This window comes from Pseudomonas sp. PDM22, from assembly GCF_014851965.1.
In the GTDB taxonomy this organism is placed as follows: Bacteria; Pseudomonadota; Gammaproteobacteria; order Pseudomonadales; family Pseudomonadaceae; genus Pseudomonas.
Map to the genome: position 1 here is coordinate 1,051,853 of NZ_JACVAR010000001.1, position 26,260 is coordinate 1,078,112.

21 protein-coding genes and 1 pseudogene are annotated in these 26,260 nt (G+C 64.8%); 2 read left to right on the forward strand and 20 right to left on the reverse strand.

From position 1 onward, the window contains the following. Window positions 1–8: 8 nt before the first annotated feature. The 9 genes from IB255_RS05100 to IB255_RS05140 all read right to left on the reverse strand — a co-directional run bounded on the left by IB255_RS05100 (window position 9) and on the right by IB255_RS05140 (window position 9,801). Window positions 9–509: a hypothetical protein gene (locus IB255_RS05100; RefSeq protein ID WP_081516328.1), complete on the reverse strand. Its 501-nt coding sequence runs from the start codon at window positions 507–509 to the stop codon at window positions 9–11. A gap of 96 nt (window positions 510–605) precedes the next feature. After that, a complete protein-coding gene (locus IB255_RS05105) occupies window positions 606–911 on the reverse strand; it encodes a ribbon-helix-helix domain-containing protein (RefSeq protein WP_081516329.1) in 306 nt (101 codons plus the stop codon). A 33-nt stretch (window positions 912–944) separates the two neighbouring features. Beyond that, window positions 945–1,526: a DJ-1/PfpI family protein gene (locus IB255_RS05110; RefSeq protein WP_081516330.1), complete on the reverse strand. Its 582-nt coding sequence runs from the start codon at window positions 1,524–1,526 to the stop codon at window positions 945–947. A 91-nt stretch (window positions 1,527–1,617) separates the two neighbouring features. Beyond that, the gene (locus IB255_RS05115; protein WP_192209840.1) at window positions 1,618–3,282 is read right to left on the reverse strand and encodes a GMC family oxidoreductase; all 1,665 of its coding nucleotides are present in this window, start codon (window positions 3,280–3,282) and stop codon (window positions 1,618–1,620) included. A 76-nt stretch (window positions 3,283–3,358) separates the two neighbouring features. After that, window positions 3,359–4,576 (reverse strand): mandelate racemase/muconate lactonizing enzyme family protein, encoded by a 1,218-nt coding sequence (locus IB255_RS05120; RefSeq protein ID WP_081516332.1) that lies wholly within the window; start codon window positions 4,574–4,576, stop codon window positions 3,359–3,361. Continuing rightward, window positions 4,573–5,868 carry an MFS transporter gene (locus tag IB255_RS05125; protein WP_225605900.1) on the reverse strand — a complete coding sequence of 432 codons (1,296 nt, stop codon included), beginning with the start codon at window positions 5,866–5,868 and terminating at the stop codon, window positions 4,573–4,575. The genes IB255_RS05120 and IB255_RS05125 overlap by 4 nt, the downstream gene beginning before the upstream one ends. 106 nt (window positions 5,869–5,974) lie before the next feature. Beyond that, a complete protein-coding gene (gene aldA, locus IB255_RS05130) occupies window positions 5,975–7,396 on the reverse strand; it encodes an aldehyde dehydrogenase (protein ID WP_192209841.1) in 1,422 nt (473 codons plus the stop codon). A gap of 262 nt (window positions 7,397–7,658) precedes the next feature. Further along, window positions 7,659–8,597, reverse strand: coding sequence for a LysR substrate-binding domain-containing protein (locus IB255_RS05135; protein ID WP_081516333.1), 939 nt, complete (start codon window positions 8,595–8,597; stop codon window positions 7,659–7,661). A gap of 52 nt (window positions 8,598–8,649) precedes the next feature. Beyond that, on the reverse strand, window positions 8,650–9,801 hold the full coding sequence (locus tag IB255_RS05140) for a hypothetical protein (RefSeq protein WP_225594712.1): 1,152 nt from the start codon (window positions 9,799–9,801) through the stop codon (window positions 8,650–8,652). Window positions 9,802–10,037: 236 nt separating this feature from the next. On the opposite strand from IB255_RS05140, the gene IB255_RS05145 reads away from it, so the two are divergent. Then, window positions 10,038–10,913: a LysR substrate-binding domain-containing protein gene (locus IB255_RS05145; RefSeq protein ID WP_192209873.1), complete on the forward strand. Its 876-nt coding sequence runs from the start codon at window positions 10,038–10,040 to the stop codon at window positions 10,911–10,913. Window positions 10,914–11,210: 297 nt separating this feature from the next. Beyond that, entirely contained in the window at window positions 11,211–11,666 is a 456-nt protein-coding gene (locus IB255_RS05150) for a hypothetical protein (RefSeq protein WP_151188276.1), read from the forward strand. Between the two features lie 300 nt (window positions 11,667–11,966). Here the strand turns inward: IB255_RS05150 and IB255_RS05155 are convergent, their stop codons facing one another. The 11 genes and pseudogenes from IB255_RS05155 to IB255_RS05200 form a co-directional block, all read right to left on the reverse strand. Next, window positions 11,967–13,397 carry an efflux transporter outer membrane subunit gene (locus IB255_RS05155; RefSeq protein ID WP_192209842.1) on the reverse strand — a complete coding sequence of 477 codons (1,431 nt, stop codon included), beginning with the start codon at window positions 13,395–13,397 and terminating at the stop codon, window positions 11,967–11,969. Next, entirely contained in the window at window positions 13,397–16,564 is a 3,168-nt protein-coding gene (locus tag IB255_RS05160) for an efflux RND transporter permease subunit (protein WP_192209843.1), read from the reverse strand. The genes IB255_RS05155 and IB255_RS05160 overlap by 1 nt, the downstream gene beginning before the upstream one ends. A gap of 10 nt (window positions 16,565–16,574) precedes the next feature. Beyond that, window positions 16,575–17,648, reverse strand: a complete 1,074-nt coding sequence (locus tag IB255_RS05165) for an efflux RND transporter periplasmic adaptor subunit (protein ID WP_192209844.1) — start codon at window positions 17,646–17,648, stop codon at window positions 16,575–16,577. Window positions 17,649–17,816: 168 nt separating this feature from the next. Next, window positions 17,817–18,428: a hypothetical protein gene (locus IB255_RS05170; RefSeq protein WP_139791478.1), complete on the reverse strand. Its 612-nt coding sequence runs from the start codon at window positions 18,426–18,428 to the stop codon at window positions 17,817–17,819. Between the two features lie 59 nt (window positions 18,429–18,487). Further along, on the reverse strand, window positions 18,488–18,844 hold the full coding sequence (locus IB255_RS05175) for a hypothetical protein (RefSeq protein WP_081516340.1): 357 nt from the start codon (window positions 18,842–18,844) through the stop codon (window positions 18,488–18,490). Between the two features lie 282 nt (window positions 18,845–19,126). Next, a complete protein-coding gene (locus IB255_RS05180; RefSeq protein ID WP_081516341.1) occupies window positions 19,127–20,488 on the reverse strand; it encodes an MFS transporter in 1,362 nt (453 codons plus the stop codon). Window positions 20,489–20,584: 96 nt separating this feature from the next. Further along, complete coding sequence (locus IB255_RS05185; protein ID WP_081516342.1) at window positions 20,585–22,024, reverse strand: NAD-dependent succinate-semialdehyde dehydrogenase; 1,440 nt, start codon at window positions 22,022–22,024, stop codon at window positions 20,585–20,587. After that, complete coding sequence (locus IB255_RS05190; RefSeq protein ID WP_151189736.1) at window positions 22,021–23,055, reverse strand: aldo/keto reductase; 1,035 nt, start codon at window positions 23,053–23,055, stop codon at window positions 22,021–22,023. The genes IB255_RS05185 and IB255_RS05190 overlap by 4 nt, the downstream gene beginning before the upstream one ends. 10 nt (window positions 23,056–23,065) lie before the next feature. Further along, window positions 23,066–23,578 carry a formaldehyde-activating enzyme gene (fae, locus tag IB255_RS05195; protein ID WP_081516344.1) on the reverse strand — a complete coding sequence of 171 codons (513 nt, stop codon included), beginning with the start codon at window positions 23,576–23,578 and terminating at the stop codon, window positions 23,066–23,068. Window positions 23,579–23,964: 386 nt separating this feature from the next. Beyond that, window positions 23,965–24,450 carry a hypothetical protein gene (locus IB255_RS31165; protein ID WP_412548110.1) on the reverse strand — a complete coding sequence of 162 codons (486 nt, stop codon included), beginning with the start codon at window positions 24,448–24,450 and terminating at the stop codon, window positions 23,965–23,967. 27 nt (window positions 24,451–24,477) lie between these two features. Then, window positions 24,478–26,250: pseudogene (locus IB255_RS05200) on the reverse strand (Orn/Lys/Arg decarboxylase N-terminal domain-containing protein); the annotation flags it as partial. Window positions 26,251–26,260 lie beyond the last annotated feature (10 nt).

Consider the following 26,260-nt stretch of genomic DNA (forward strand, 5'->3'; position numbering starts at 1 on the left):
GCTCGCTGTCAGAGGGCGGTTTCCAGAGCGGACTGGATGGCCTCGGTGCGCTCCTCGATTTCCTCGGCCGCCGAAGCAGGCTTGAAATTGATGCGGAGCACTCCCGCGTCCAGGGCTACCTTGTCGCGGTAGCCGTCCGCTGGGGCGCGACTGGCGTCGTAGCGCACCACGACACGTTTCAGCTTGCCTTGTACCGCCTGCTTGCCCTGGTCGTAGGAGGTCAGCATCTCCAGCGCCTCGGCCAGCGGCACGAAGTACACGTTGGTCCAATAATCCTCGGCCCCATAGTGAGCGGCCTGCCCCGGCAGAGCGATGCTCTCCCAGTCCACTTCGACGGGCACGGCAAAGCCGGCGGACTCCTGGATATCGCGCAGTTGCTCGACGAAGGCATTCTGCTGATAGGCCGTGATGGCTTCGCGCTCCGCAGAGCTGGGCTCGGCGATCGACAGGCCGACCATGCCTCCCGCCAGCAAGGCGCAGAGGAAAAGCGAGCGGGTACTGGATGGCATGGGACACTCCCGGAATCTGGCAACGGCGCAGTCTAGAAAGACCGCACCGACCTCCGGGATCGGACTATTCGGCAAACGCCGTGAGCAAAGGCCGAATCAGGACGCGCTGCGCGCTACCAGGCTCAGTTCCGTCACCTTGTCGCGGCGCTGGGCGAGGAAGCGCGTGCAGCTCACGCGCAGGAAGGAGGCGAAGTTCACCACCTCCCCGCGGTAGTCCATCACCTCGTCGTAGAGCTTGGTGATAAGCTGGTTGGTGGTCATGCCGTCCACTTCGGCAATCTCGCGCAGGATGTCCCAGAACTGGTTCTCCAGGCGCAGCGTGGTGACCACGCCACGGATGCGCAGCGAGCGCGAGCGCGACTCATAGAGAATCGGATCGGCCTTTACGTAGAGTTCGCACATGGACGGCTGCTCCAGCTTCGATGTCGGGCCAGTTTACAGGCTGATCTTCGTGCCCAGCACGTCGAGGAATTTCGCCAGCCAGGCGGGGTGCGCCGGCCAGGCCGGGGCGGTGACCAGATTGCCGTCGACATGGGCCGCGTCCACCGGGATGTCCACGTACTCGCCACCGGCCAGCGTCACTTCCGGGCCGCAGGCCGGGTAGGCGCTGCAGGCGCGGCCCTTGAGCACACCGGCAGCGGCCAGCAGCTGGGCACCGTGACAGACAGCGGCGATGGGCTTTTTCGCGGCGTCGAAGGCTTTCACCAGTTCGATCACTTTCGCGTTCAGGCGCAGGTACTCCGGGGCGCGGCCGCCGGGGATCAGCAGCGCGTCGTAGTCTTCGGCGCGCACAGCAGCGAAGTCGGCATTGAGGGCGAAGTTGTGACCGGGCTTCTCGCTGTAGGTCTGGTCGCCTTCGAAATCGTGGATGGCGGTGCGGATGCTCTGGCCAGCCTTCTTGTCCGGGCAGACGGCATGGACGGTGTGCCCGACCATCAGCAGGGCCTGGAACGGCACCATGGTTTCGTAGTCTTCGGCGTAGTCGCCGACCAGCATCAGGATCTTCTTCGCGGCCATCTGGGGCATCCTCCCGGCAGGGCCCGGCCATGGTGGCCGGGCATGCGGGAGAGCTTAGTCAGTCGCGCAGGCAGCGGGTAATACGCCGCTACTACACCGCCACGCGCTGCGCGGGCCTGGTGCTCGGGCGCTGCTCGGCGACCTGACGGGCGTCCTCGAGGATCAGGTCGGCGCCCTTCTCCGCCACCATCATCACCGCGGCGTTGGTGTTGCCGGAGGTGACGTTGGGGAAGATCGACGCATCGACCACGCGCAGGCCCTTGAGGCCATGCACGCGCAGGCGGTTGTCCACCACCGAGGTCTGCGGGTCGCTGCCCATGGCGCAGCTGCCGCACAGGTGGTAGATCGAGCCGCAGTTCTCGCGGAAATACTGCAGCATCTGCTCGTCGGACTGGGTGGCCGGGCCCGGCAGCACTTCCTCGACGGTGATTTTCTTCAGCGCCGGCGCGTTCATGATCTTGCGGATCAGGTGGCTGCCCTGGATGGCCTCGTCGATGTCCTTCTGCGTGCTCAGGTAGTTCGGGTCGATCAGTGCGGCATCGGCCGGGTTCTTCGAGGCGATGCGGATTTCCCCGCGGCTGGTCGGCCGGCACGGGTTGAAGCAGAGCAGGAAGCCCGAATACGGCTCGGGTTTCAGGCTGGCCTTGTTGCTCTTGGGAATCTGGTAAGACAGCGGATTGAAGTACAGCTGCAGGTTCGGGTGTTCCAGCGCGTCGTCGCTGCGGAAGAAGCCGCCGCTCTGGTTCACGCTCATCGACAGCGGGCCCTTGCGGGTCAGCAGGTATTCAAGGCCCAGCCTGGCCTGGCCGAACAGCGAGCCGAAGTCGTCGTTCAGGGTGCGGATATTGGCCTTGTAGTAGTAACTGACGCAGAGGTGGTCCTGCAGGTTCTTGCCCACTGCCGGCAGCTCGTGGACCTGCGCAATCTTGTGCTCGTCCAGCAGCTCGCGGTCGGCGACGCCGGACAGCTGCAGCAACTTGGGCGAATCCACCGCGCCGGCGGCGAGGATGACTTCGCGCTGGGCATGGAATTCCCGCTGCACGCCGCTCTGCTTCACGCTCACGCCGATGGCGCGCTTGCTCTCGTCGAACAGCACGCGCTCCACCAGCGCGTTGCGCTCGATGGTGAGATTGGCGCGATTCTGCGCCGGGTGCAGGTAGGCGAAGCTGCTGGAACAGCGCTGGCCATTCTTCGTGTTGACGTCGTAGAGACCGGCGCCTTCGAAGTCCTTGCCGTTGAAGTCCTCGCTGAGCGGATAACCCAGCTCCTGGCAGCCTTCGAGGAAGCGGTCGCAGATCGGGTGGGTGTGCCCCTTCATGGGCGTGATCCGGATAGGACCGTTGGCGCCGTGGTACTCGGTGTTGCCCAGCGGGTGCGATTCCAGCTTGCGGAAGTACGGCAGCACGTCCTTGAACGACCAGCCTTCGTTGCCGTTGGCCGCCCAGTCATCGAAGTCATGGGCCTGGCCGCGCACGTAGATCATCGCGTTGATCGAGCCCGAACCACCCTGCACCTTGCCGCGCGGCGCATAGAGTTCGCGGTTGGCGAGCTGCTTCTGCGGCTGGCTGTAGTACATCCAGTTGAAGGTCGGGTTGTAGTAGAGCTTGGCGAAGCCCACCGGGATCCTGAACCAGTGCGAGCTGTCCTTGCCGCCGGCCTCCAGCAGCAGGACGCTGTGTTCGCCCGATTCGCTCAGGCGGGCGGCGAGGATGCAGCCGGCGGAACCGGCGCCGACGATGATGTAGTCGTATTTCATGGAATGCGTACCGCGGTATTGGGTAGAACCCCGCCCTCTCCTTTCTTTGAAGAAAAGGACGAGGACGGGTCCGGCATCAGCCTTTGGCCGGTGCGTTGTCTTTCACGTCGACGGGGTCCGGGCCCATCTGCAGGTGCAGGCGTTCGCCGGTGTAGGGGCTGTGGGCGCGGACCACGTCCATGTTCAGCTCGACGCCAAGGCCGGGCTCGCTGGACGGGATGATGTAGCCGTCTTCCCACTGCAGCGGCTTCTTCAGCACCTGCGCGTGGAAGCCGTCCCAGGTGCCGATGCTTTCCTGGATCAGGAAGTTCGGCGTGCAGGCCGCCAGCTGGAAACTCGCTGCCGCGCCAATGGGGCCGTTGTAGAGGTGCGGGGCGATCTGGGCATAGAAGGCTTCGGCCATGGAGGCGATCTTCTTGCCTTCGAGCAGGCCGCCGCAGCGGCCGACGTTCATCTGCAGGATCGACGCGCCGCCGGCCTGCAGCAGCTTGAAGAACTCGTACTTGGTGGTCAGGCGCTCGCCGGTGGCGATCGGGATGCTGGTCTTGGCAGCGACCTGGCCCATGGCGTCTTCCTGGCCCGGCGGGATCGGCTCCTCGAACCACAGCGGGTCGTACTTCTCCAGGCGCTTCGCCAGGCGGATGGCCGAGGACGGCACCATCTGCCCGTGGGTGCCGAACAGCAGGTCGCATTGGTTGCCCACCGCTTCGCGGATCTTGCGGCAGAACGTCTCGCAGCGATCCAGCACTTCCAGCGACACCTGGTGGCCGGAGAACGCGGTGTAGGGGCCGGCCGGGTCGAACTTCAGCGCGGTGAAGCCGAGCTTCATGTTCTCGATGGCGCACTCGGCCGCCAGGTCCGGGTCGGAGTAGTCGTATTCGCCCTGGGCGTTCTTCGGGTACAGGTAGGTGTAGGAGCGCAGGCGCTCGTGGACCTTGCCGCCGAGCAACTCGTACACCGGCTTGTTCGCGGCCTTGCCGATGATGTCCCAGCAGGCCATTTCCAGGCCGCTGACGATGCCCATCATGGTCAGGTCGGGGCGCTGGGTGAAACCGCTCGAATAGGCGCGACGGAAGAAGCGCTCGATGTGGTGCGGGTCCTGGTTTTCCAGGTAGCGGCCGAACACGTCCTCGATGGCCGGCACCATCACCCGGGGATGGAAGGTGGCGGCGTAGATCTCGCCGACGCCTTCGATGCCGCAGTCGGTCTTCAGCTTGACGAACAGCCAGTACATGCCGCCGACGTGGGGCGGTGGGACGGCGACCACATGGGTTTCGAGGGAGACGATCTTCATGCTTGTTTCGCTCTCTTCTGGATGCGCTTGTTCAGGATCAGGGTGGCGATCACGCCCAGCAGGCCCATCACCACGACATAGGAGAAGTAGATCTGGTAGCCGACGAAGCCGGGGAAGCGGTCGGTGATGTAGCCGTTGAGCAGGGGCAGGTAGGCGTCCGGGGCGTAACCCAGCACCGAGATGATGCCGATGGCCAGACCGGTGACACGCAGCGGGATGTGGCAGTCATCGAGGATCGCCCAGTACAGGCCGCGGATGGCGTAGGTCATCAGGCCGATGAAGATCACCAGGAAGATCAGCACGCCGAGCACATGCAGGCTCGGCAGCACGATCAGGCCGATCATCCCCAGGGCGGCCAGGAGCATGGCCCAGGTCAGCACGCCGGTACGGGTAAAGCGGTCACCCAGCCAGCCGCCGCCGATGCCGCCCAGCGGGCGCATCCACAGCTTGATGGTGGTGATCAGGCCGGCAGCGGTGGCGGAGAGGCCGAAGCCGCCTTCCTGCAGGTACGCCGAGAAGCTGTAGGTAGCCCAGAAGAAGTGGTAGCCGCAGAAGACGATGGCGGTGACCAGCCAGAGTTCGGGAATGCGCAGCAGGGTGCGGAAGTCTTCCAGCAGGTTGCCCTTCTCGGCGCGGGACTGCTTGCCGTTCTTCTGCGGATCACGCACCAGCATCAGTGCGGCGCCCAGCACGATGCAGAAGATCGCGTACATATGGATGACCAGTTGCAGGCCCTGGGCGTTCTTCTCGCCACGGGTCTCGGTGACGTAGGCGAACAGCGCGATGGCGATGGTCGCCAGCAGCGCCTCGACCAGCCCGCGGCCGCCGTCGAGCACGCCGAAGAAGCGGCCCTGCTCGTCTTCGCCGGCGAGCATCTTCACCCGCTTGATCAGCGCGGCCCAGAAGGTCAGGCCGGTGGTGATGCCGAAGCCGCAGAAGATCACCAGCAGCGTGTCGAAGCCCGGCAGCATCGCGTACCACATGCCCAGCAGGCCGGTGCCGATCAGCGAGAAGCTGATCAGGAAGCGCGGCGACAGGCGGTCGGCCAGCCAGCCGCTGGGCAGGTAGCTGAGCAGGAAGGCGGTGCCGAGGATCGAGTAGAGGTAGCCTAGTTCGCTGTTGTTGATCGCCAGCGCCTCGAGCATGGTGCTCTGGTACACCTGGCGCAGATACAGCATGGGATAGATCGCCCCCGCCGCAAGCACGAGCAGGGCAAGCTGGATGTAACGGGTGAGGTTGGCGTTAGCCGGCACGGCCATGGTCATGGCATCTGCACTTATTGTTTTTTTCATCATGCATCTCGCAGCCGGCTCGGTCGCCGGCAACTGGTCGGAACAGCGGTGGGAGTATCGAGGCCCAGGCAGTGGGCCCCGTGGGTTGGATCAGTAGATCAGCGAATCAGAACTTGAGGACCACGAGGCGCGTCTGGGTGAACTCGAGCATCCCGTGCTTGCCGTCGTCGCCGCCCAGGCCCGAGCGCTTCCAGCCGGCGTGGAAGCCCTGATAGGGGTCGGCAGGCGTGCGGTTGATGTAGATCTCGCCAGCCTCGATGTGGTTGGCGACCTTCATGGCGTTGCGGTAGTTCTCGGTGAACAGCACCGAGGACAGGCCGAACTGGTGGTCGTTGGCCATGGCCAGCGCGTCGTCGAGGGTCTCGTAGGACAGCACCGGCAGCACCGGGCCGAAGATTTCCTCCTGGACGATCTCCATGTCCTGGCGGCAGCCGCTGAGCAGGGTCGCCGGGTAGAAGTGGCCGGCGCCCTCGGGCAGCACGCCGCCGCACTCCAGCACGGCGCCTTCGGCCAGCGCGCGCTGGACCTTGGCGTGCACGTCGGTACGGGCGCGGCCGTATTGCAGCGGGCCCATCAGGCTGGCGTCCTCGGCACGGTTGCCGATGCGCACGGCAGCCATCTTCTCGCGCAGCAGGGCGAGGAAACGGTCATGCACGCTGGCCTGCACGTAGACGCGCTCAATGGCGGTGCAAAGCTGGCCGCAGTGGGTGGTCTTGGAGGCGACGATGGCGGTGGCGGCCTTCTCCAGGTCGGCGTCCGCCTCGATGATCGCCGGGGTCTTGCCGCCCAGTTCCAGGGACGGCTTGGCAATGTTGGCCTTGCAGTAGTCGAGCACGATACGGCCGGCGCCGACGCTGCCGGTCAGGGTGATCAGGCCGATCTGCGGCTGCTGGCAGAGCACGGCAGCGACGTCGTGATTCATGGTCAGCACGTTCAGCACGCCGGCGGGCAGGCCGGCTTCCTCGGCGCAACGGGCGATCTCGAAGGCGGAAGTCGGGGTGTTGTTGCTCGGGCGCACCACCACGGTGTTGCCGGTGATCAGCGCCGGCGCGACCTTGCGCAGGAAGGTATAGACCGGGTAGTTGAACGGGATCAGCGCCGCGACCACGCCAATCGGTTCGCGCTGCAGCAGGATGGTTTCGTCGGAGGAGTCGCTGGGTATGACTTCGCCTTCGATGCGACGCGCCCATTCGGCGTGGTAGCGGGTGATCTGGCCGGCGTAGAAGGCTTCGCTGCTGGCGTCGGCCAGGCTCTTGCCGGACTCGGCGGCCAGGGCGGCGCCGATACGATCGGCGTTGCGTTCCAGGGCTTCGGCGAAGCGGCGCAGGTGTTCGCCGCGCTCGATGGCCGGCAGGCGGGCCCAACTGCGCTGGGCGCGGGCGGCGGCTTCGACGGCGTTGCGCACATCGGCCTCGGTCGCGGCCGGTACCTGGGCGACCTGCTGCTCGGTCGCCGGGTCGAACACGGCGATATGGGCGGAGGAGGCGTCGGCGAAGCAGCCGTCGATGAAGTTTCGATCTGTACGCATGGTCATGTCCTGTCGTTCAAGCAAGGCTTCGGGCCGGTGGCGGCCCCACGCAACGACAAGGTGCAGGCTGGCTCATGCAGGCGACGGGCAAGGCGGCGCGGCGCAGGCAGGGAGGTGACTCTTGTCGTTATCGGTTGGCCGAAGTTTCGACAGGCGCCCGAGTCGCGACAAGCGATTAATAAACCGCCATAACATGCAAAAAACGCAGGTTAGTGCGCGCAGGAAAGTCGCCACTTCCTACAGGAAATGACGACGGATTCTTTCAGGAAAGACTGATGACGGAGCCCGATCCCGCCAGGTTGCGCTCGGTCATCCAAACCTCCTGCTGCAACCACTCATGGAAACGCTGGACGTGGGACGGCAACTCCTGCTCCGGCCGGCTCACCCACCAGTAGGACTGGTGCCCCTGCACCTCGACGTCGAGCATCTGCACCAACTGCCCCGCCGCCAGCTCACGGGCGACCATCTGCCGGTCGGCGATGGTGATGCCCAGCCCGTCGATGGCCGCGCGGATGGCCATGTCCAACAGGTCGAATTCGTAGCCACCCTGCAGGTCGACGCCCTGGATCTTCGCCGCGTCCAGCCAGTGTCGCCAGGTCAGGAAGCGCTGGTCGTCGCGGGCCAGCACATGCAGCAAAGTCATGCTGCGCAGGTCGATGTCCTGCTCCTCGCGCTGCGCCAGCAGGCTGGGCGCGCACACTGCGATGTGCCGTTCGTGCATCAGCAGCGAGCTGTCCAGGCCGTCCCATTCGCCATTGCCGAAGCGAATCGCGCAATCCAGCGTGCTGCTCTGCGCAAGGCTGTCCTGCAGGTTGGTGGTCAGGCTCACTTCCAGGTCAGGGTGCGCTTCGCGCAGGCGCGACAGGCGCGGCAACAGCCAGCGCAGGGCGAAGGTGGGCGGCGCGTTGACCCGCAGGCGATTGAGGTGGTGGCGCTGCTGGATACCGCGCACCGTCAGCTCGATGCGGTCGAACGAGAGTTGCAGCGCACGCAGCAGTACACGCCCGGCCTCGGTCAGCTCCAGGTGATGATGCCGGCGCACCAGCAGGCTCTCGCCCAGCTGTTCCTCCAGTTGACGCACCTGGCGGCTGACCGCGCTCTGGGTCACGTTGAGCAGCTCGGCCGCACGGGTAAAGCTCCCCGTGCTGCCGGCCACTTCGAAGGCTTTCAGCGCATTGAGCGCCGGAATCTTGCGTTTCACCCACCCTTCCCTGCCCCGCGGCTTCTGCCGCGCGGGCCTTGTCAGCGCAATATCAGAAGTAATAGCCGACATTCGCGTACAGCTGGTTCTCCCAGTGGCTGGTGCCACCTTCGGCCAGGCTCTGGGTGTAGTTGCTGCCGCCGATGTACGGATCGTTGCGACCGTTGAGCCACTCCACGGCGATGTACACCGCCTTCACCGAGAAGGAGGTGCCGAGGATGAAGCGCTGCGAAGTCTTGAAGTCGTCAGCGGACTTGTCGAAGGCGCTGTAGTTGCCATAGACCTTCACGCCGCTGACCCAACCATCGAGGAAACTTCCCGGAATGCTGTAGCTCAGGTCTCCGACATACAGGTTACCGCGACTGGCGACGTTGAACGTACCGTCGTACCCACCGAATGTGACTACTTCGTCGCTCCCCGGATTGCGCGGCGACATCTGCTGGCGCGCTGCCTGCAGTTGCACGCCCCAGGGGCCATTCTGCCCGGCATAGTGAATGGCGTAGGCGTTGCGCCGGCCGTTGTCGTCGGTGTCCTGGTTCTCCAGGCGCGAGGTCAGCGCCGAGAAGCCCACTTCGGATTTCCAATCGCCCAGTTGCAGCGAGCGCGCCAGGCGGCCGACCAGGATCTGCCGCTCCTTGTTGCGCGAACCATCGCCGACATAGCCATCCGCCGAAGTCACCACGGTGGAATAGGTGGTGCCGTTGCTGGTGCCGTTGCCCTCCCAGGCGGGGCGGCTATACGCGCCGACCTGCAGGTTCCAGTCGCCCTGCTGCTGGATGTACTTCACGCCCACGTCGTTGACGTCTTCCAGGCCGATGACGTTGCCGAGGGTCTCGTAGAAGGTGCTGCCGAAGAAGGGTTGCAGACCGAAGGGGATCTGGTTGAGGCCGACCTGGATCTGCCGATCCGGATCGAACTTGTAACCGATCCAGGCGTACTCGGCGAAGTTCACGTCACCGAAGTGCTGGGTGTACTGGTAGGGATAGTCCTTGCCGTACCAGCGGTAGCGCGCGGCGCCGATCCAGGTGTCGGAGGTGTAGGTGACGCGCAGCATCGCGGTGTCGATGCCGAACTTCTCGATATCGCGGTCCGGGTCATGATCCCAGCGCGCGCGCACGGCGCCGCCGATGTCCAGGTTGTCGGTCACCGGCGCGGCGATGGCAGTGGAGCTCAGGGCGAAGAGTGCAGGAAGCAGGAACGGCAGGTGGAGTCTGGCCACGTTGAAGGTGCCTCGGCTGGTTTCTTGTCGTTATTGGAATCGCCCGCGCCCGGTGCTCCCCGGTGCGTGAGCGCGGCCGAAACTAGCCCTTGGCCGAACCGCCACACAAACGACTAAATCGCAGTCCAAACCCGAGAAAAACGCATATTCCGAAGGCATCGCCACCGTTAGAATCGGCGAAAAAAGCCCGCGCCTTGAGCGTACTTTCGGATGGCCCCGCCATGCGCAACCTGCCGCCCCTGACCATGCTCCGCGTTTTCGAAGAAGTAGCCCGCCACCGCAGTTTCAATCGGGCGGCCGATGCACTGAACGTTACCCAGGGAGCCGTCAGCCGGCAGATCAAGCAACTGGAGGAATACCTCGGAATCAGCCTTTTCCTACGCACGCCACGCGGCCTGACACTGACCGAAGCCGGCAGCGCCCTCGCCCCACACCTGGGTGAAGCCTTCGACCAGATGGAGCGCGCCCTGCAGGCCGTGCGCGTGCCCAACCTGCGCCAGCGCCTGCGTATCCTCGCGCCACCGACCTGGGGGACACGCTGGCTGTCGCCGCGCCTGCGCAGCTTTCTCAAGCGCTATCCGGACATCAGCCTGAGCATCACCAACCAGCAGGGCGACGACAGTGCTGGCGAACTGGATTGCCGCATCCGCTTCGGCCTGGAGCAGGCCCCCCACTGCCACAGCGAGTTGCTGGTGATGGAGCGCCACATAGCCGTGGCAAGCCCGGAGCTGTTCGACGGCGAACAACCGCCGGAACTGCACGACCACCCGCTGCTGCACATCCTGCACGAAGGCAAGCGCCTGCGGGTCTGGGAAAACTGGCTGGAAGCGGTCGGCCGCAGCGACGTCGATGCCGCCAGCGGCATCGAATTCAGCACCCTGGACCAGGTCATCCATACGGCCCTCGCCGGGGGTGGGCTGGCGGTGATCGACCGGCAGATGATCGAAAGGGAACTGGCCAGCGGCAGCCTGTTGCCGATCACCCCGGTCGAGGTGATCGGCCCCTACGGCTATTGGCTGGATATCGCCAGCGACAAGCTGGGCCTATCGAAAGTGGAGCGCTTCCAGCATTGGCTGAATGTGGAGCGGAATCCGTGAAGCGGCCTTCGCGAGCGTAAAAAAAGCCAGGCCCTGACTCACGAAACACCAGGACCTGGCCCAAGACAGAGACGGGAGTAACGGAGCCCCTCGTGAAGCCTCTGCCGCATGCCTCGACCGGCGTGCACGCCCATTCTTGACACTGTGCCCGTCTCAGTTCTGCCGGAAGCATCCTAGAGTCTGCCGCGACATTTCCTGTACTCACCTACCCCCGCAGCATCGCCGGAAGCATCCCCTTAACCTCAGGAAACAGGCATGCCAATGAGGGCGCGCCTGCAATTCTCGAGGTACAGAGACATGAAACCAGCAACATCCTGGCTCGTCAGCGCCCTGCTCGCCCTTTCCCTCAGCGCTTGCGCAACGGTCGACGCCGGTAACGGCGGCCCGGGCGAGATAGCAATCCGCAGCGGGCGCATCGAGCAGATCACCTTGACGCAAATGCAGAGCAACCAGGACAGCGGCGTCGGCGCCGTGCTTGGAGGCATCGGTGGTGCAGTACTGGGCGGCCTGATTGGCGGCGGAACGGGCAGTGACGTAGCCATGGTGGCTGGCGCAATGGGCGGAGCGCTGGGTGGCGACTACGAGGAAAAGAAACTTTACGACCAACCCAAGGAAGCCCAGCAGGTCATCGTGCGCATGCGCAGCGGCGTGCTGGTCTCGGTGACCCAGCCGGTGAACCCCAACCTCGGCCAAGGCATGGCGGTGTACATCGAGGGCAGTGGCAACGGGGCGCGTGTCGTTCCCCAAAGCTGATTACCGTAGGCGCCTCTCGTCCGAGAGGCGCCTACGCAGGTGGATTGCCAGATGCGGGGGAGTTTCGACTTGCCGATCGACTCGTCGCGCAACACCTCGATGCAGCGGGGAGCACGAATAGAAAGACGCACCATCACGCCTTTCATCGGCGGCCGAGACAGCGACGTGCAAACGCCATCGCCGCGCACCACCAATTTCTCGCCCCGTAGCGCCGCGAGGATTTCTGCATCGCCTGCATCATCGCCACGGAAGATGCGGATTTTCTCCCCGCGGCGGCGGGAAGCTGCCAGTGCCATCGAACTAGCCCCCCTTCAGCGCGACAGGCTTGAACAGCAGCGCGGCATCCGCACCCACCTCGCCGCCCACGGAGAGATACAGCGTGTTGAACGCATTCAGCGAAGCCAGGCGGCTGCTTACCTCCTGCAACTGCCCGTCGAAGAGTTTTTCTTCCGCCGTGGTGACATCCAGGTAAGTCGAATATCCCCCCTCGTACAGGCGACGCGCCTGCAGCGAGTAGGTCTGCAATGCGCCGACCTGCTGCTCGACCGCAGTCAGCTGCGCCGCCGTCTCCCGCGTGCTCACCAGCGCATCATTCACATCGGCCAACGACGATTGCACCGCCTGCTTGTAGGCGAGTACCGACTGTTGGTACTCGGATTTCGCCTGGAGCACCTGTCCGGAGATTGCCCCGGCATCGAACACGGTCTGGTTGAGCCCCAGGGCCAGGTTCCAGACCTTGGATGCACTCTCGAACAACTGCCCGCTCTCGCCCCGGCTGAAGCCGATCATCCCCGACAGGTTCAGGTCCGGCAGGTACAGCGCCTGCGCCGCACCGACCATCGCGTTGCTGGCGACCACAGCCTGCTCGGCCTGCAGCAGGTCAGGGCGTCGCGACAGCAAGGTGGCTGGCAGGACGTCAGGCACCTTCGGCGCGCGCAGGGAAGACAGGCGTTCATTGCGCACGATAGGGCCGGGGTTTCGACCGAGCAGCACCGACAGCGAGTTCTCAGCTGCGCTGATCTTCGCTCTCAGGGGAGGAATCGCCGCCTGGGTCGCCCAGTAGTCGTTCTGTGCCTGGCTGAGTTCGATCTGGCGGATCACGCCTCGGTCATAGCGTTTCTGGAAGATGTCCAGGGCGTCCTTGCGCGCCTGCGCGGTCTGCTCGGCGATGACGAGCTGCTCGTCCAGTGCCAGCAGGTTGAGATAGCCCTCGCTGATCGAACTGGCCAGGCTCAGCGCCACGCCGCGCTGCGCGTATTGCGCACCGAGCAATTGCGCGCTTGCCGCTTCGCTCTGGCGACGCAGCTTGCCCCAGAGGTCGATCTCCCAGCTGGCATCGAGGCCAGTCTGGTACTGGTTGCCCACTCCATCGAACCCAGCCAGCGGCGTACCGACGAACTGGTCAGTCCGTGCCCGCTTGGCCCCTGCGCCCACCCCCAGCTGTGGGAACAGTCCCGCCCGCACCGTGCGCAACTGGCCACGGAACTGCTCGATGCGCGCGATAGCGCGCTGCAGATCGAGGTTGTTCGCCAGCCCTTCCTTGACCAGCGACGACAGGGTGGAAGAGCCGAACTGGCTCCACCAGGGGCCGTCGACCTGGGACGTGGTGGCGTTCAGGTGCGCCCTGTAAGCCGCCGGCATGGCGACCTCGGGGCGTTGATAGTCGGGGCCGACCATGCAGCCGGCCAGGGTCGAGACGGCCAGTCCCAACAAGAGTTTTCTGGCAGTCATCAGTGTGCCTCCTGGGTAGTGTCGCCACCGGGCGTCGCTGCCGTGGTCACGGAAGCTTTGGACTTTTCCCGCCGCTCACTGAAGCGTTCGACGATGTAGGAGAACAGCGGCACGAATACCAGCGCCAGGCTGGTGGCCGCGATCATGCCGCCGATGATGCCGGTGCCGATGGAGTGGCGGGAGTTGGCCCCGGCTCCGCTGGCGATGGCCAGCGGCACGGCACCGAAGATGAAGGCCAGGGACGTCATGATGATCGGCCGCAGGCGCAGCTCGACCGCCTTGAGCACCGCATCCAGCGGCGACAACCCGGCCTGGCGCTGCAGGATGACGAACTCGACGATGAGGATCGCGTTCTTCGCCGCCAGCCCCACCAACGTGACCAGACCGATCTGGAAGTACACGTCGTTGGAGATACCGCGCAGCCAGATCGATACCAGGGCGCCGAAGATGCCGAAGGGCACCGCGCTGAGCACGGTCAGCGGCAGAGACCAGGACTCGTACTGGGCCGCCAGGATCAGGAAGACCATGATGATGCCGAAGACGAACACCAGCACCGTGGTATTGCCCGCCTTGTTCTCCTCGAAAGCCTCGCCGCTCCAGGCAAAGCTGTAACCCGGCGGCAGTTCCTGCAGGGCCAGCTCCTGCATGGCCTTGATGGCATCGCCGGAGCTGTAGCCTGGGCCTGCGTTGCCGGTAATCTTGGCCGCAGGGAAGTTGTTGAAACGCGTCACCAGGCTCGGCCCGGAGGTGAACTCGGTCTTCACCAGGGCCGACAGCGGGATCATCTTGCCGTCCTTCTGCCGCACGTAGAGGTAGCCCAGGTCGGTCGGTGAACTGCGGTATTGCGCATCGCCCTGCACGATCACCTGCCATACCCGACTGCCCAGCACGTACTGGCTGATATAGGCCGAACCGAACTGGGTCTGCAATGCGCCATACACGTCGGCCATCGGCACGCCCAGGGTCTCTGCCTTGGCGTTGTCCACCGAGACGCGCATCTGCCGGGTCGAGGCCTGGAAGGTGCTGATCAGGCCGGACAGCTCCGGGCGCTTCGCGGCGGCGCCGATGAGTTTCCAGGTGGCCGCCTGGAGTTCCTTCGCATCACCGTTGCCACGGTTCTCCACCCAGAATTCGAAGCCACCCTGGGTGCCCAGGCCGGGAATCGACGGCGGGTTGATGGGGATGATGCGGGCCTGGGGAATGGTCGCCAGCTTGGGGTAGAGGGCGCGGATGATGCCATCGGCCGACATCGCGTCCCCCTTGCGCTGCTCCGAAGGCTTCAGGTTGAGGAATACCGTGCCCATGTTGGTCTGGTTCTGGCCATCGATGAAGCTGTAGCCGGAGATCGCCGAAGCGTCCTGCACGGCAGGATGCTCGCGGAACATCGCCGCGACCTGCTCGGTAGTCGCTTCGGTGCGATCCAGGCTGGCCGAGTCCGGCATCATCACCGCGACCAGCAAATAGCCCTGGTCTTCTTCAGGGACGAAGCTGGTGGGAATCTTCGAGAACAGTGTAGCGATGCCCAGCAGCATTGCCGCGAACAGCACCAGCGCCAGCACCATGCGCCGCACGACCAGGGCAACCAGACCGACGAAGCCATGGGTCATCCTGTCGAAAGCCCGGTTGAACCACTGGAAGCCCTTCCAGCGAGCATGCTGGCCCGGCTTGAGGATCAGCGAGGCGAGCGCCGGCGACAATGACAGGGCGACGAAGCCCGAGATGACCACCGAGCAGGCGATGGTCAAGGCGAACTGGCGATACAGCAGGCCGGTGGTGCCGCTGACGAAGGCCACGGGAATGAACACCGCGCAGAGCACCAGCACGATGGCGATCACCGGGCCGGTCACCTCCTCCATCGCCTTGACCGTGGCGTCGTGGGCGTTCAGGTGGAACGTCTCCATGTTCCGCTCGACGTTCTCCACCACCACGATGGCGTCGTCGACCACGATGCCGATGGCCAGCACCAAAGCGAAGAGGGTCAGCAGGTTGATCGAGAAGCCCAGCGCCAGCAGCGCGCCGAAGGTGCCGATCACCGCCACGACCACCGCAGCCACCGGAATCAGGGTGCTGCGCACGCTCTGCAGGAAGATGAACACCACCAGCACCACCAGGGCGATGGCGATCAGCAGCGTGACCACCACCTCGTGGATCGAGGAACGCACGAACTCGGTGGTATCCAGGGAGACGGCATAGCCGATGCCCTGGGGGAAGGTGGTCGACATGTCCGCCAGCGCCGCGCGCACGTTCTTCGACACTTCCAGGGCATTGGAGCCAGCCTGCTGGTAGACCGCGATCATGGTCGCCGTCTTGCCGTTGAGCGCGGAGCGCATGCTGTACTGGTTGAGGCCGATCTCGGCACTGGCCACATCGCCCAGGCGAACGATGGCGGTGCCATTGGCGTCGGCGCGCAGGATGATCTGCTCGAACTCCTTGGCAGTCTTCATGCGCCCTGGCGTAACCAGCGGATAGGTCAGTTCCATCATCCCCTGGGACGGCGCCTGGCCGATGTTGCCGGCGCCGAACTGCTGGTTCTGCTGGCTGACCGCGTTCTGCACGTCGGTCGCGGTGATGCCCAATTCAGCCATGCGGTCCGGCTTGAGCCAGATACGCAACGCGAGGTCGGCGTCGCCCATGATCTGCGCCTGGTTGGCGCCCTGGATGCGCTTGATCGCGTCCAGCACGTAGAGGTTGGCGTAGTTGCCCACGTACTGCTGGTCGAAGCTGCCGTCCGGCGAGTAGATCGCCAGCAGCATGAGGAAGCTGGATGAGCGCTTCTGCACGTTCACGCCATTCTGCTGAACGGACTGCGGAAGCTGCGCCAGCGCTTGGCTGACGCGGTTCTGTACCTGGACCTGGGCGATGTCCGGGTCGGTGCCGATGTCGAAGTACACGTTCAGCGTCATCTGCCCGGTGGGCGAGCTGACCGACTGCATGTACAGCATGTTGTCGACACCGTTGACCTGTGTCTCGATGGGCGCCGCCACGGTGGAAGCAATGGTCTGCGAGTCGGCGCCCGGATAGGTCGCCGTCACGGTGATCTGGATGGGCGTGATGTCCGGGTACTGCGCTACCGGCAGGGCGAAGATGGAAACGCCGCCGGCGATGATGATGATCAGCGACAACACCATCGCGAAGATGGGACGGTCAATACAGAAACGGGAAAGCATGACGGTCGCCTCACTCTGCCTTCGGGGACGCTGGGCCGAAACTTCCGGCCGGCGCGTCGCCGGTGATCTTCAGGGGGGCGCCGGGCATGAGCTTCCCGGCGCCGTCGACCACCACCTGTTCGTCGCCCTTGAGCCCCTTCTCGACCCGCCAGAACTCCCCGGATGGCTCGGCCATCTGCACGGGGCGCTCCTCGGCCTTGTCGCCGTTGACCACGTAGACAAAGTCGCCCTTGGGCCCGTGCATGACCGCACGCTGCGGCAGCTGGATGGCATTGGCATAGTTCGCGCCTTTCAGGGTGATGCGCACGAACTGGCCGGGGCGCAGATTGCCCTTGGGATTGGCGAAGTCGGCACGGACCATGAAGGTGCCGGTCTGCTGGTTGAAGGTGGAAGAGGCGAAGGTCACCACGCCGGTTGCCGGATAGCGCGAGCCGTCCGACATCTGCAGGTCAGCCTCGAGACGCCCGTCGGCCGGCAACACCAGGCGGCCGCTGTCGCGCAGGTCGCGGATGGCGAGGAACTGTTCTTCGCTCACGCTCATCACCACGCGCATCGGGTCCAGCGTGGACACCGAGGTCAGCAGGCTGTTGCTGGCGTTGACGTAGGTCCCGTCGTTGACGTGGGCGTAGTCGCTGATGCCATCGACCGGGGAGCGCACGTAGGTGTAGGAGAGGTTCAGCTCCTGGGTCCTGACCTGGGCCAGCGCCGCCTCCATGGAGGCCTCGGCGGACTTGGCCGTGCCGATGGCATCGTCGCGGTCCTTCGGGCTCAGGGCCTTTTCCGCCGCCAGCGGCAGCACGCGGTCCAGGTTGGCCTTGGCGCGATCGTAGCTGGCCTTCTGCGCGGCGTACTGCGCCCTGGCCGAATCGAGCTGGGCCTGGAACGGTGCGTGGTCAATCTCGAAAAGCAGGTCGCCGGCCTTCACTACACTGCCTTCGTTGTAGTTGCGCCTGAGCAGGAAACCATCGACCCGCGCATGGATGTCCACCGCCTGCGGACTCTGGGTCTGCCCGACGAAGGTCATGCTCGCCGGCAGGCTGGCCGGCTTCGCCACGACGGTCGTGACAGCGACTGGAGCGGCCACGACGGGCCTTGTTTCCACCCGATCACAGGCGGTCAGGAATACGGTCGCGAGTAGAACTGCGCAGGGGCAGCCCAAAGGAGTCAGGCGCATAGTCAATCCACAGCGATTGCCCGAAGGCGTGGGAACGGGAAAGGGAGCTCCCGCCATGGCGGGAGCTCCGCGATGGCATCAGTTGGCGGACTTGGCCGACGCCGCCGGCTGAGCAACCGGGTGGGCGGTGACGATCTGCAGGGTGTCCTCGTAGGTCACTGTCAGAATCTGGCCCGTCTTCAGCTCGTTCATGCGACTGCGCAGCTTGGCGTCATCGACCTGCACCACCTTGGTTGCGCCGTTCGGTCCTTCGAAGGTCAGCTCATGTTTCCTGAGATTGATACCGACGATCTTCAACTGGACGCGGGCCATGCGGAACGCATCGCCACCGGGATGCGGGTTGGTCGGAGTGGCCATGACCGCGCCATCGACCTCAAGGCCGCCGGGAGCCTGCGTCTGGACCTGGGTATCGAGGTCGAAGGCCGCGGAGTGAACGACCAGCGCGGCGATGTAGTCGCCCGCCTTGAGATGCCCCAGGTCCTGCGCGGCGTCGGTCAGTTGCACGGTCAGCGGCTTGCCGGCCTCGTCCTCGACAACGATGCGGCGATCCTTCGCATCGACGGAAACGACCTTGGTCACCACCTCATCGGACACGACCGCGGTACCCAGCGGAATATCGGCGGCCATCGCCGGGGCCGCGGCCGCCAGGGCCAGCGCAGCGATCAGGGGCATGGTCTTGAGTACTTGCATGGGGAACCCTCCTTGGGCTCGGCTTCTTGTGAGCGGAACAGGTACGCGAAGCGACTGCGTCACTGGGCGAGGCGTGCGGTATCGCTGACTGCAGTGCAGCTGTCGGGCGTCAGGCAGAAGGCGATGTACACCGCCTGCCGACCACAGCCGCGTGCGCCGATGGTGTATTCGGTGCGGTTGTTGGCGTAGGCGAACTGGGTGACCTTGCTCGACAGCACGGTGGCGGTGGCGCCAGGGCAGTCGAGTTCGAACCGCGCGCGGGACAAGGCGGTGTTGATGGCTGCGCTCTGGTTCTGCGCAATGAACTGCTGGTCGGTCATGCAGCCGCTCAGGGAAGCGCAGGCCAGCAGGGCGACGGCGGGGAGCGACGGCAGGCCATTCGGAAAGATGGCGGCAACGGCGGGACGCAGGTGCATGGCGACTCCTTGCGGAAGAGTGATCGCCTGGGACCTTTGCACCGTTGTACAAGCGTGCGAAGACGGCAGTCCGAGGCAGGAGTCGTTACCTTAATCGCCATCCGGAGCGCTGAATCGGGGTAGAAATAGATACGGATGGTCCCCCCGCCAGTTGCGCCAAATTCCTACAAGCGCAACACAAATATCCGAGGAACCGTCCCGCAAAACACCGAACTAGAGCCTACAGACAAAAGGGCGCACCGGTTTCCCGGTGCGCCCTTTTGTACAAGCCGAGGGGAGAAGTCAGACCAGTTGCGCGGTCTTTTCGGCTGCATCACCCGGCACCGGCTCTGACTCGGCGCGACAGGCGTGGGTCAGGGTCAGGTCCTTGGTCTCCGGCGCCCAGGCGATGGAAATGATCGCTCCGAGCAACAGAATGCCGGCGAGGATCGCCATGGTCGGATTGAGCCCGATACCCGCCACGCTGACCGGCAGCAGGAAGGTACTCAGCGCCGAGCCCAGGCGGCTGGCCGCCGTGGCCAGGCCGATACCGCCGGCGCGCACTTCAGTGGGGAAGCTTTCCGCCGGGTAGACGCCGACCAGGTTGCTCACCGCCGACAGCACCAGGGTGAACAGACCGAAGCACGCCACCATCAGCCAGGCCATGCTGCCCGGCAGCAACACCAGCAGGAACAGCGAAGCGGCGAGGATCAGGAAGGAGTTGATGAGGAAGCCACGGCGGGTGAACCTGATGGTGCACCAGATACCCAGCAGCGCCCCGACCACCAGCAGCGCGTTGAGCATCATCTCGGTGCCGAAGCCTTCGGACAGCCCCATCTTCTGCAGGATCGAGGGCAGGAAGGTGTAGATGGCGAAGTACGGCATGACGATGCAGATGAAGAACAGGCAGTTGAACGCCGTGCGCTTGCGGTACTCGCGGCTGAACAACGCGCTGTAGCCGGCGTGCTTGCGGGTGATGACTTCTTCGTCGATCTCCACGTTGGCGCCCAGGTGCTTGTGCACGATGGCGCGGGCTTCCTCGACACGGCCCTTGTGGATCAGCCAGCGCGGCGATTCGGGCGTGCCGATGCGGGCAATCAGGATCATCGCCGCGGGGATCGCCGAGGACGCCAGCATCCAGCGCCACGCATCGTCACCCAGCGCCAGCAGAGCGGTGCCGACGAAGGTGGCGGCGACATAACCGAAGGTCCAGATCACGCTGAACGAGCCCAGCAACACACCACGGTGCTTGCGGGGGGAGAACTCGGCGAGCATGGCGTGGCCGACGCTGAAGTCACCGCCCAGGCCGATGCCGATCAGCACGCGGCAGAGGAACAGCTGCATCGCGGTTTCGACGTAGAACTGCATCACCGAGGCGATGGTGATCAGCACAAAGCTGATGAGGAAGATTTTCTGGCGGCCGAGGTGGTCGGAAATCCAGCCGAAGAACAGGCTGCCGAAGAACAGCCCGAGCAGCGCGGAGCTGCCGATCAGCCCCTGCCAGAATGGCGTCAGCGCCATCTGCGGGTTGATCAGGGTGAAGGCGATGCCGATGAGGCCGAGGATGTAGCCGTCGGTGAAGTGGGCGCCGAAGGTGAGGCCGGCGATCTTGATGTGGAACCTGCCGATGGGCAGGTCATCGATTTTGACTGGTTGACCCGACATGATCGTCTCCGACTTTTTGTTATTGGAAACACAGCGAGGTTGAGCCGCCGAGCCCCGGAGGGCGCGGCGGATGAGGCAGAACGCCTTGGCGAAGCGTCAGACGGACAGGCCGCCCATGAGCAGGTACTTGATCTCCACATAGTCCTCGATGCCGTACCTGGAACCTTCGCGGCCCAGGCCCGATTCCTTGATGCCGCCAAAAGGCGCCACTTCGGTGGAGATGATTCCTTCGTTGATGCCTACCATGCCGGCCTCCAGGCCCTCGGCCATGCGCCAGACGCGGCCGATGTCGCGGCTGTAGAAATAGGCGGAAAGTCCGTAGGGCGTATCGTTCGCCAGACTCAGGACTTCAGACTCGTCGCGGAATCGGAAACAGGCCGCTACAGGGCCGAAGGTTTCCTCACTGGCAATCAGCATTTTCGGACTCGCTTCGGCCAACACCGTCGGCTCGAAGAAGGTGCCGCCCAGCGCATGGCGACGGCCACCGCAGAGCAGCTTCGCGCCCTTCTCCAACGCATCGCCGACGTGCTGCTCGACCTTGGCCAGCGCTGCTTCGTTGATCAGCGGGCCCTGCTCGGTCTCGCCTTCCAGTGCATTGCCCACGCGCATGGCGAGCACTGCTTGGGTGAGGCGCGAAACGAAAGCGTCGTACACGCCGTCCTGGATGTAGAAGCGGTTCACGCACACGCAGGTCTGCCCGGTGTTGCGGAACTTCGAGGCCATGGCGCCGCGCACGGCGGCCTCGATATCGGCGTCATCGAAGACGATGAAGGGGGCGTTGCCGCCCAGCTCCAGCGAGACCTTCTTCAGTGTTTCCGCCGCCTGGCGCATCAGTAGCTTGCCGGTGCGGGTCGAGCCGGTGAACGACAGTTTGCGCACCGCCCCCGATGCCTGCAGCGCGCCGCCGATGGCCGGGGCGTCGCCAGAAACGATGTTGAACACGCCCGGCGGGATGCCCGCTTGTTCCGCCAGCACCGCGAGGGCGAAGGCCGACAGCGGGGTTTCTTCCGAAGGCTTGAGAATCATCGTGCAGCCGGCGGCCAACGCCGGACCGACCTTGCGGGTGACCATCGCCAGCGGGAAGTTCCACGGAGTGATCGCCGCAACCACGCCGATCGCCTGCTTGATGACCACGATGCGCGCATCCCCCTTGTGCGAAGGGATCACGTCGCCGTAGACACGTTTGGCTTCCTCGGCGAACCACTCGAGGAAGCTCGCCGCATAGGCTACTTCGCCCTTGGCCTCGGCCAGCGGCTTGCCCTGCTCGGTGCTGAGCAGACGCGCCAGGTCGTCCTGGCGCTGCAGCATCAGCTCACCCCAGCGGCGGATGTGCGCGCTGCGTTCCTTGGCAGTCAACGCGCGCCAGGCCGGCAATGCACGTTCGGCGGCGGCGATGGCTGCATTGGTTTCTTCTGCGCCACCACGGGCAACGTCTGCGATCAGCGCGCCGGTGGCCGGGTTGCGCACCGGGTAGGTCGCGCCACCCTTAACCCATTGCCCGTCGATGTAATGGCCGGTCTTCAGCAACTCGCTCATGCCACCGCCTCCGTCAGCGCGAAGGCTTCGCGCATGGGGCGGGCGACCCGCAGGATGCGCTTGCCGGCGCTGTAGTCGTTGATCACGTCGCAGGGCGTGTAGTTGCGCTCCAGCTCGAAGATTTCCTCATCATCCAGGCGAGTCTCCAGTGCAGCCAGCGCGCTGTCGAACTGCGCGGTGGTGTCAGCGCCGACCAGCATGCAATCCACGCCCGAATGCTGCAGGACCCAGGCCTGGGCGATCTGCGCATTGGACACTCCGCGCCGCTGGGCAACGCGCTGCACCGAACGGGCGATCTCGAAGGAGGCGTCGTCGGCATACATCTGCTGGGTGAAGAAGTCGGTCTGGTTACGCGTGGAACTCACGTCGCCGGTCAGCAGTCCCCGCGCCAGCGGGCTGAACACCGAGACGCCGAGGCCCTGGTCACGGCAGAACGGGATCATCTCGCGCTCTTCCTCGCGGTAGGCGCAGTTGAGCTGCAGCTGCATGTTGATCGGCTTGACCCAGCCGTTGCGCTCGCAGGCCATGAGGATCTTCGCCAGCTGGCCGGTGAGCATGGTGGACACGCCGATGTAGCGGGCCTTGCCGGCGCGGACGATGTCGTTGAGCGCGCCCATCACCTCTTCCACCGGGGTGTTCACGTCGTAGAAGTGCAGCATGTAGATGTCGACGTAATCCATGCCCATGCGCTTCAGGGAGGCGTCGATGCCATCCATGATGTGCTTGCGCGAATGCCCGCTGGCGTTGATGCCGGGACGGGTGCCGTAGCCGACCTTGGTGGTGATCACCACGTCCTCGCGACGCACCAGACGCTTGAGGATGCGGCAGACCACCTCCTCGCCGACACCGGCCGAGTAGAAGTCGGCGAGGTCGATGAAGTTCACGCCGGCATCCAGCGCGTGCTTCACGATCGGCTCGCTTTTGGCCTCATCGAAGATCCACGGTTTCCAGTCCGGGGTGCCCATGTTCATGGTGCCCAGGCACAGCTTGGAAACCTGCAGGCCGGAGTTGCCGAGACGGATGTATTGCATGGTGCGGACCTCAGGCCTTGGGGGTGTAGAAGGGGTTGGCAATGGCGTTGACCACGTCGGCCAGCTGCGCACGCTCGGGCTTGCAGGTCAGCGCCGCGCGGATCGCGGTGCGGCACGCGTTGTAGTTGTTGCGGTAGACGGCATCCAGGTCGTCGCAGCCCGGATTGACCCAGTTGGCGGTGACGATGGCCCATTCGTCCTCGGCTTCCGGAGGCAGGGTGCCGTCCAGCAGCGCCTCGGTGACGGCCTTGGCGATGCCCGCCTGGGAAGCCCCCCAGGTGGCGTTGGCGTGCAGGTCACCATCGATCTCGGCCTTGTTCACGTAAAGGGTCATCGGCTTGACCGGAATGTTCGGCTGGGCGATCACCATGAACGGGCAGTGGCCCTGGCTGGGCGAAGCCAGGCTGTTGGAGAAGGCCTGGCCGGCCGGGCCGCTGCGCGGACCGAGCAGGATATTGATGTGCGCGGCGTTGACGCCGGGGCCTTCGAAACCTTCACCGATATACAGGTCGAGCTTTTTCATGGGGTACCTCATGGAATCGTGGGGGTGCAGGAAAGCCCGGGCCTGCTTGCGCGGCCCGTGGCAAAGCCGGCGCAGGGCGCCGGAGGAAATCGGAGTGGGATCAGGAATCGACAGGCGAGTCGGACGGGTGCGCAGAGGCACCGGACAGGCCGGAACGCGGAGGACGGATCGAGGGCAGGGAAAGCAGGGAGGTGATCATGTCGCGTCGCTCTTTGTTGTTGTCGATGAGCTGGTGCGACGATTTTTAGCACCGGGCCAAATCGGCCCGGTAACCATAAAAACTCAAGGAGCTATGAGTTCATCTCATACCCCAAAAAACAGACAGCCAAGCCGGAAAAAGCCGACGACGAAGCGAGGCTCCGCCGTCGGTTGGTTACCCTTGGCCGTCAGTTCTTGAGGCAGGCGATACGATAGAAACCGTCCTCTACCTCGACGCCGTGGGTATCGTGGGTGAAGCCCGGGAAACGCCGGTCGAAGGCTTCCAGTGCCTTCAGGTAACCCAGTACAGGACCGTTGCCCGGACCGGCATTCTCACCCGGCATCAACAGCGGAATGCCCGGCGGATAGGGCACCACGCCCGTCGCCACGGTGCGATCACTCATCTCCTCCAGCGTCAGCTGTTCGATGTTGTTCTTCACCAGTTGCTCGTAGGCGGCAGTTGGCGTCAGTCGCGGCTCGGGCAGCAACGAGAAGGCCTGGCCCATGAGGGTGGTGGTCTGCAGTTCGGCCATGCTTTCGAACATCCGGTCGCAGAGGTCCTTGAGCCCGATGTCGCCGTAGCGCTCCGGCCAGCTCGCGACCAGCTGCGGCAGCGCGCGCGACAGCGGAAGGTTGCAGTCGTAATCGCGCTTGAAGCCCAGCAGCGCGTTCACCAGCGTGCCCCACTTGCCCTTGGTCACACCGATGGAGAAGAGGAACAGCAGGGTGAAGTCGGTGGTCTTCTCCACCACTATGCCCTGTTGCGCCAGATAGGTGGTGAGGACCGCCGCGGGGATACCGACCGGCATCAAGCCACCATTGGGCGCGACACCGGGCGTCACCACCGAGACCTTGATCGGATCGAGCATGCAGTAGCCGTCCTCGATCTCGCCGAAGCCGTGCCACTGCGCTCCCGGCGCCAGGGTCCAGCACTGCGGGTCGCTGACCAGAAGCTCCTCGTCCGCCTCGAAGAACGACACCTTGCGGCCGGTTCTCGGGTCGCGCACCTCGTCGGGCTGCCAGGCATCGAAGAACCAGTCGCCCTGCTCGGCGAACTCATTGTTCAGGCGCGCCAGCAGGCGGCGGAAGGCCACCGCCTCGCGGATGGCGTCGGTGGTCAGCGCCACCCCGCCCTGCCCGTCCATCATGGCCGCCGATACATCGTTGGAAGCGATGATCGCGTACTGCGGCGAGGTGGACGCATGCATCATGAACGACTCGTTGAAGCGCGCGTGCTTCACCGGATTGCGCCCATCGCGCACGTGAATGAACGAGGCCTGGGACAAGGCCGCCAACAGCTTGTGGGTGGATTGGGTGGCGAACACCGTGGGGCGGTCCGCCGTGTGCTCGGCCGGGTCGCCGTGCATGGCGTGGCGCTGGCGGTAGATGGGGTTGAAGCGCGCGTAGCCGTACCAGGCCTCGTCGAAGTGCAGGCGGTCGACACTCTGCCCGAGCAGCTCTTCGACCCTTGCCACGTTGTAGCAGAGGCCGTCGTAGGTGGAGTTGGTGATGATCGCGTGGCGTGGCGTGGGATCGATCCCCGGATGTGCCAGCGCGTTTTCGGCAATATGGCGCTTCACCGCCACGGGCGTCAGCCGTTCGGGCAGTATCGGGCCGATCAGGCCAAGGTGGTTGCGTGAGGGCACCAGGTAGGTGGGAATCGCCCCCGACATGGTCATCGCATGTTCCGCGGACTTGTGGCAGTTGCGGTCGCACAGGGCGATCTGGTCGCGGGTGACGCTGGCCATCAGGATGACCCGGTTGGACGTCGAGGAGCCGTTGGTGACGTGGTAGCTGCGATGGGCACCGAACACCCGCGCAGCATAGCGCTCGCTATCACCGATGGGACCGCTGTGATCGAGCAGCGAACCCAGGTCGCCGACGGAGATCGACAGGTCCGAGCGCAGCAGCTCCTCGCCGAAAAAGTCGAAGAAGGCTCGCCCGGCCGGCGACTTGAGGAAGCCCGTGCCGCCAGTATGGCCCGGCGTATGCCAGGAATATTCGTAGACGCGGGAGAACTTCATCAGCGCCTTGAACATCGGCGGCAGCACCGCGTCGCGATAACGCTCGACGGCCGCGATGATGCGACCGCCGATGAAGTCGGTGGTGTCTTCCAGCAGCCAGATGAAATCGTCCGACAGGCGCAGTGCCTGCAGATCGATGGACGCCGCATCACCGCGCGACGCCATGAGGAAGGCTGGCAGTTGCGCGTGGCGCTGGCGAAGCGTCTGCAGAACCGACAGCGCACCGCCGGGCAACTCCCAGTTCAGCAGGAGGCATTGCAGAGCGGGGTTGGACTCGATCACCGCGCAGGCGTCGTTGGCGCTCGCAGCGAGCAGCACAGTCACACCGCGACGCTGCAGATCCTGGACCAGCGCACGCGCGGCTCGACCTGCAGACGTGGGCTGCTCCAGCCCCTCGTGGACCATCAGCACCACGACATCCAGCGTGTTCTTGGTAGCGGACTCAGACATGGGAACTCCT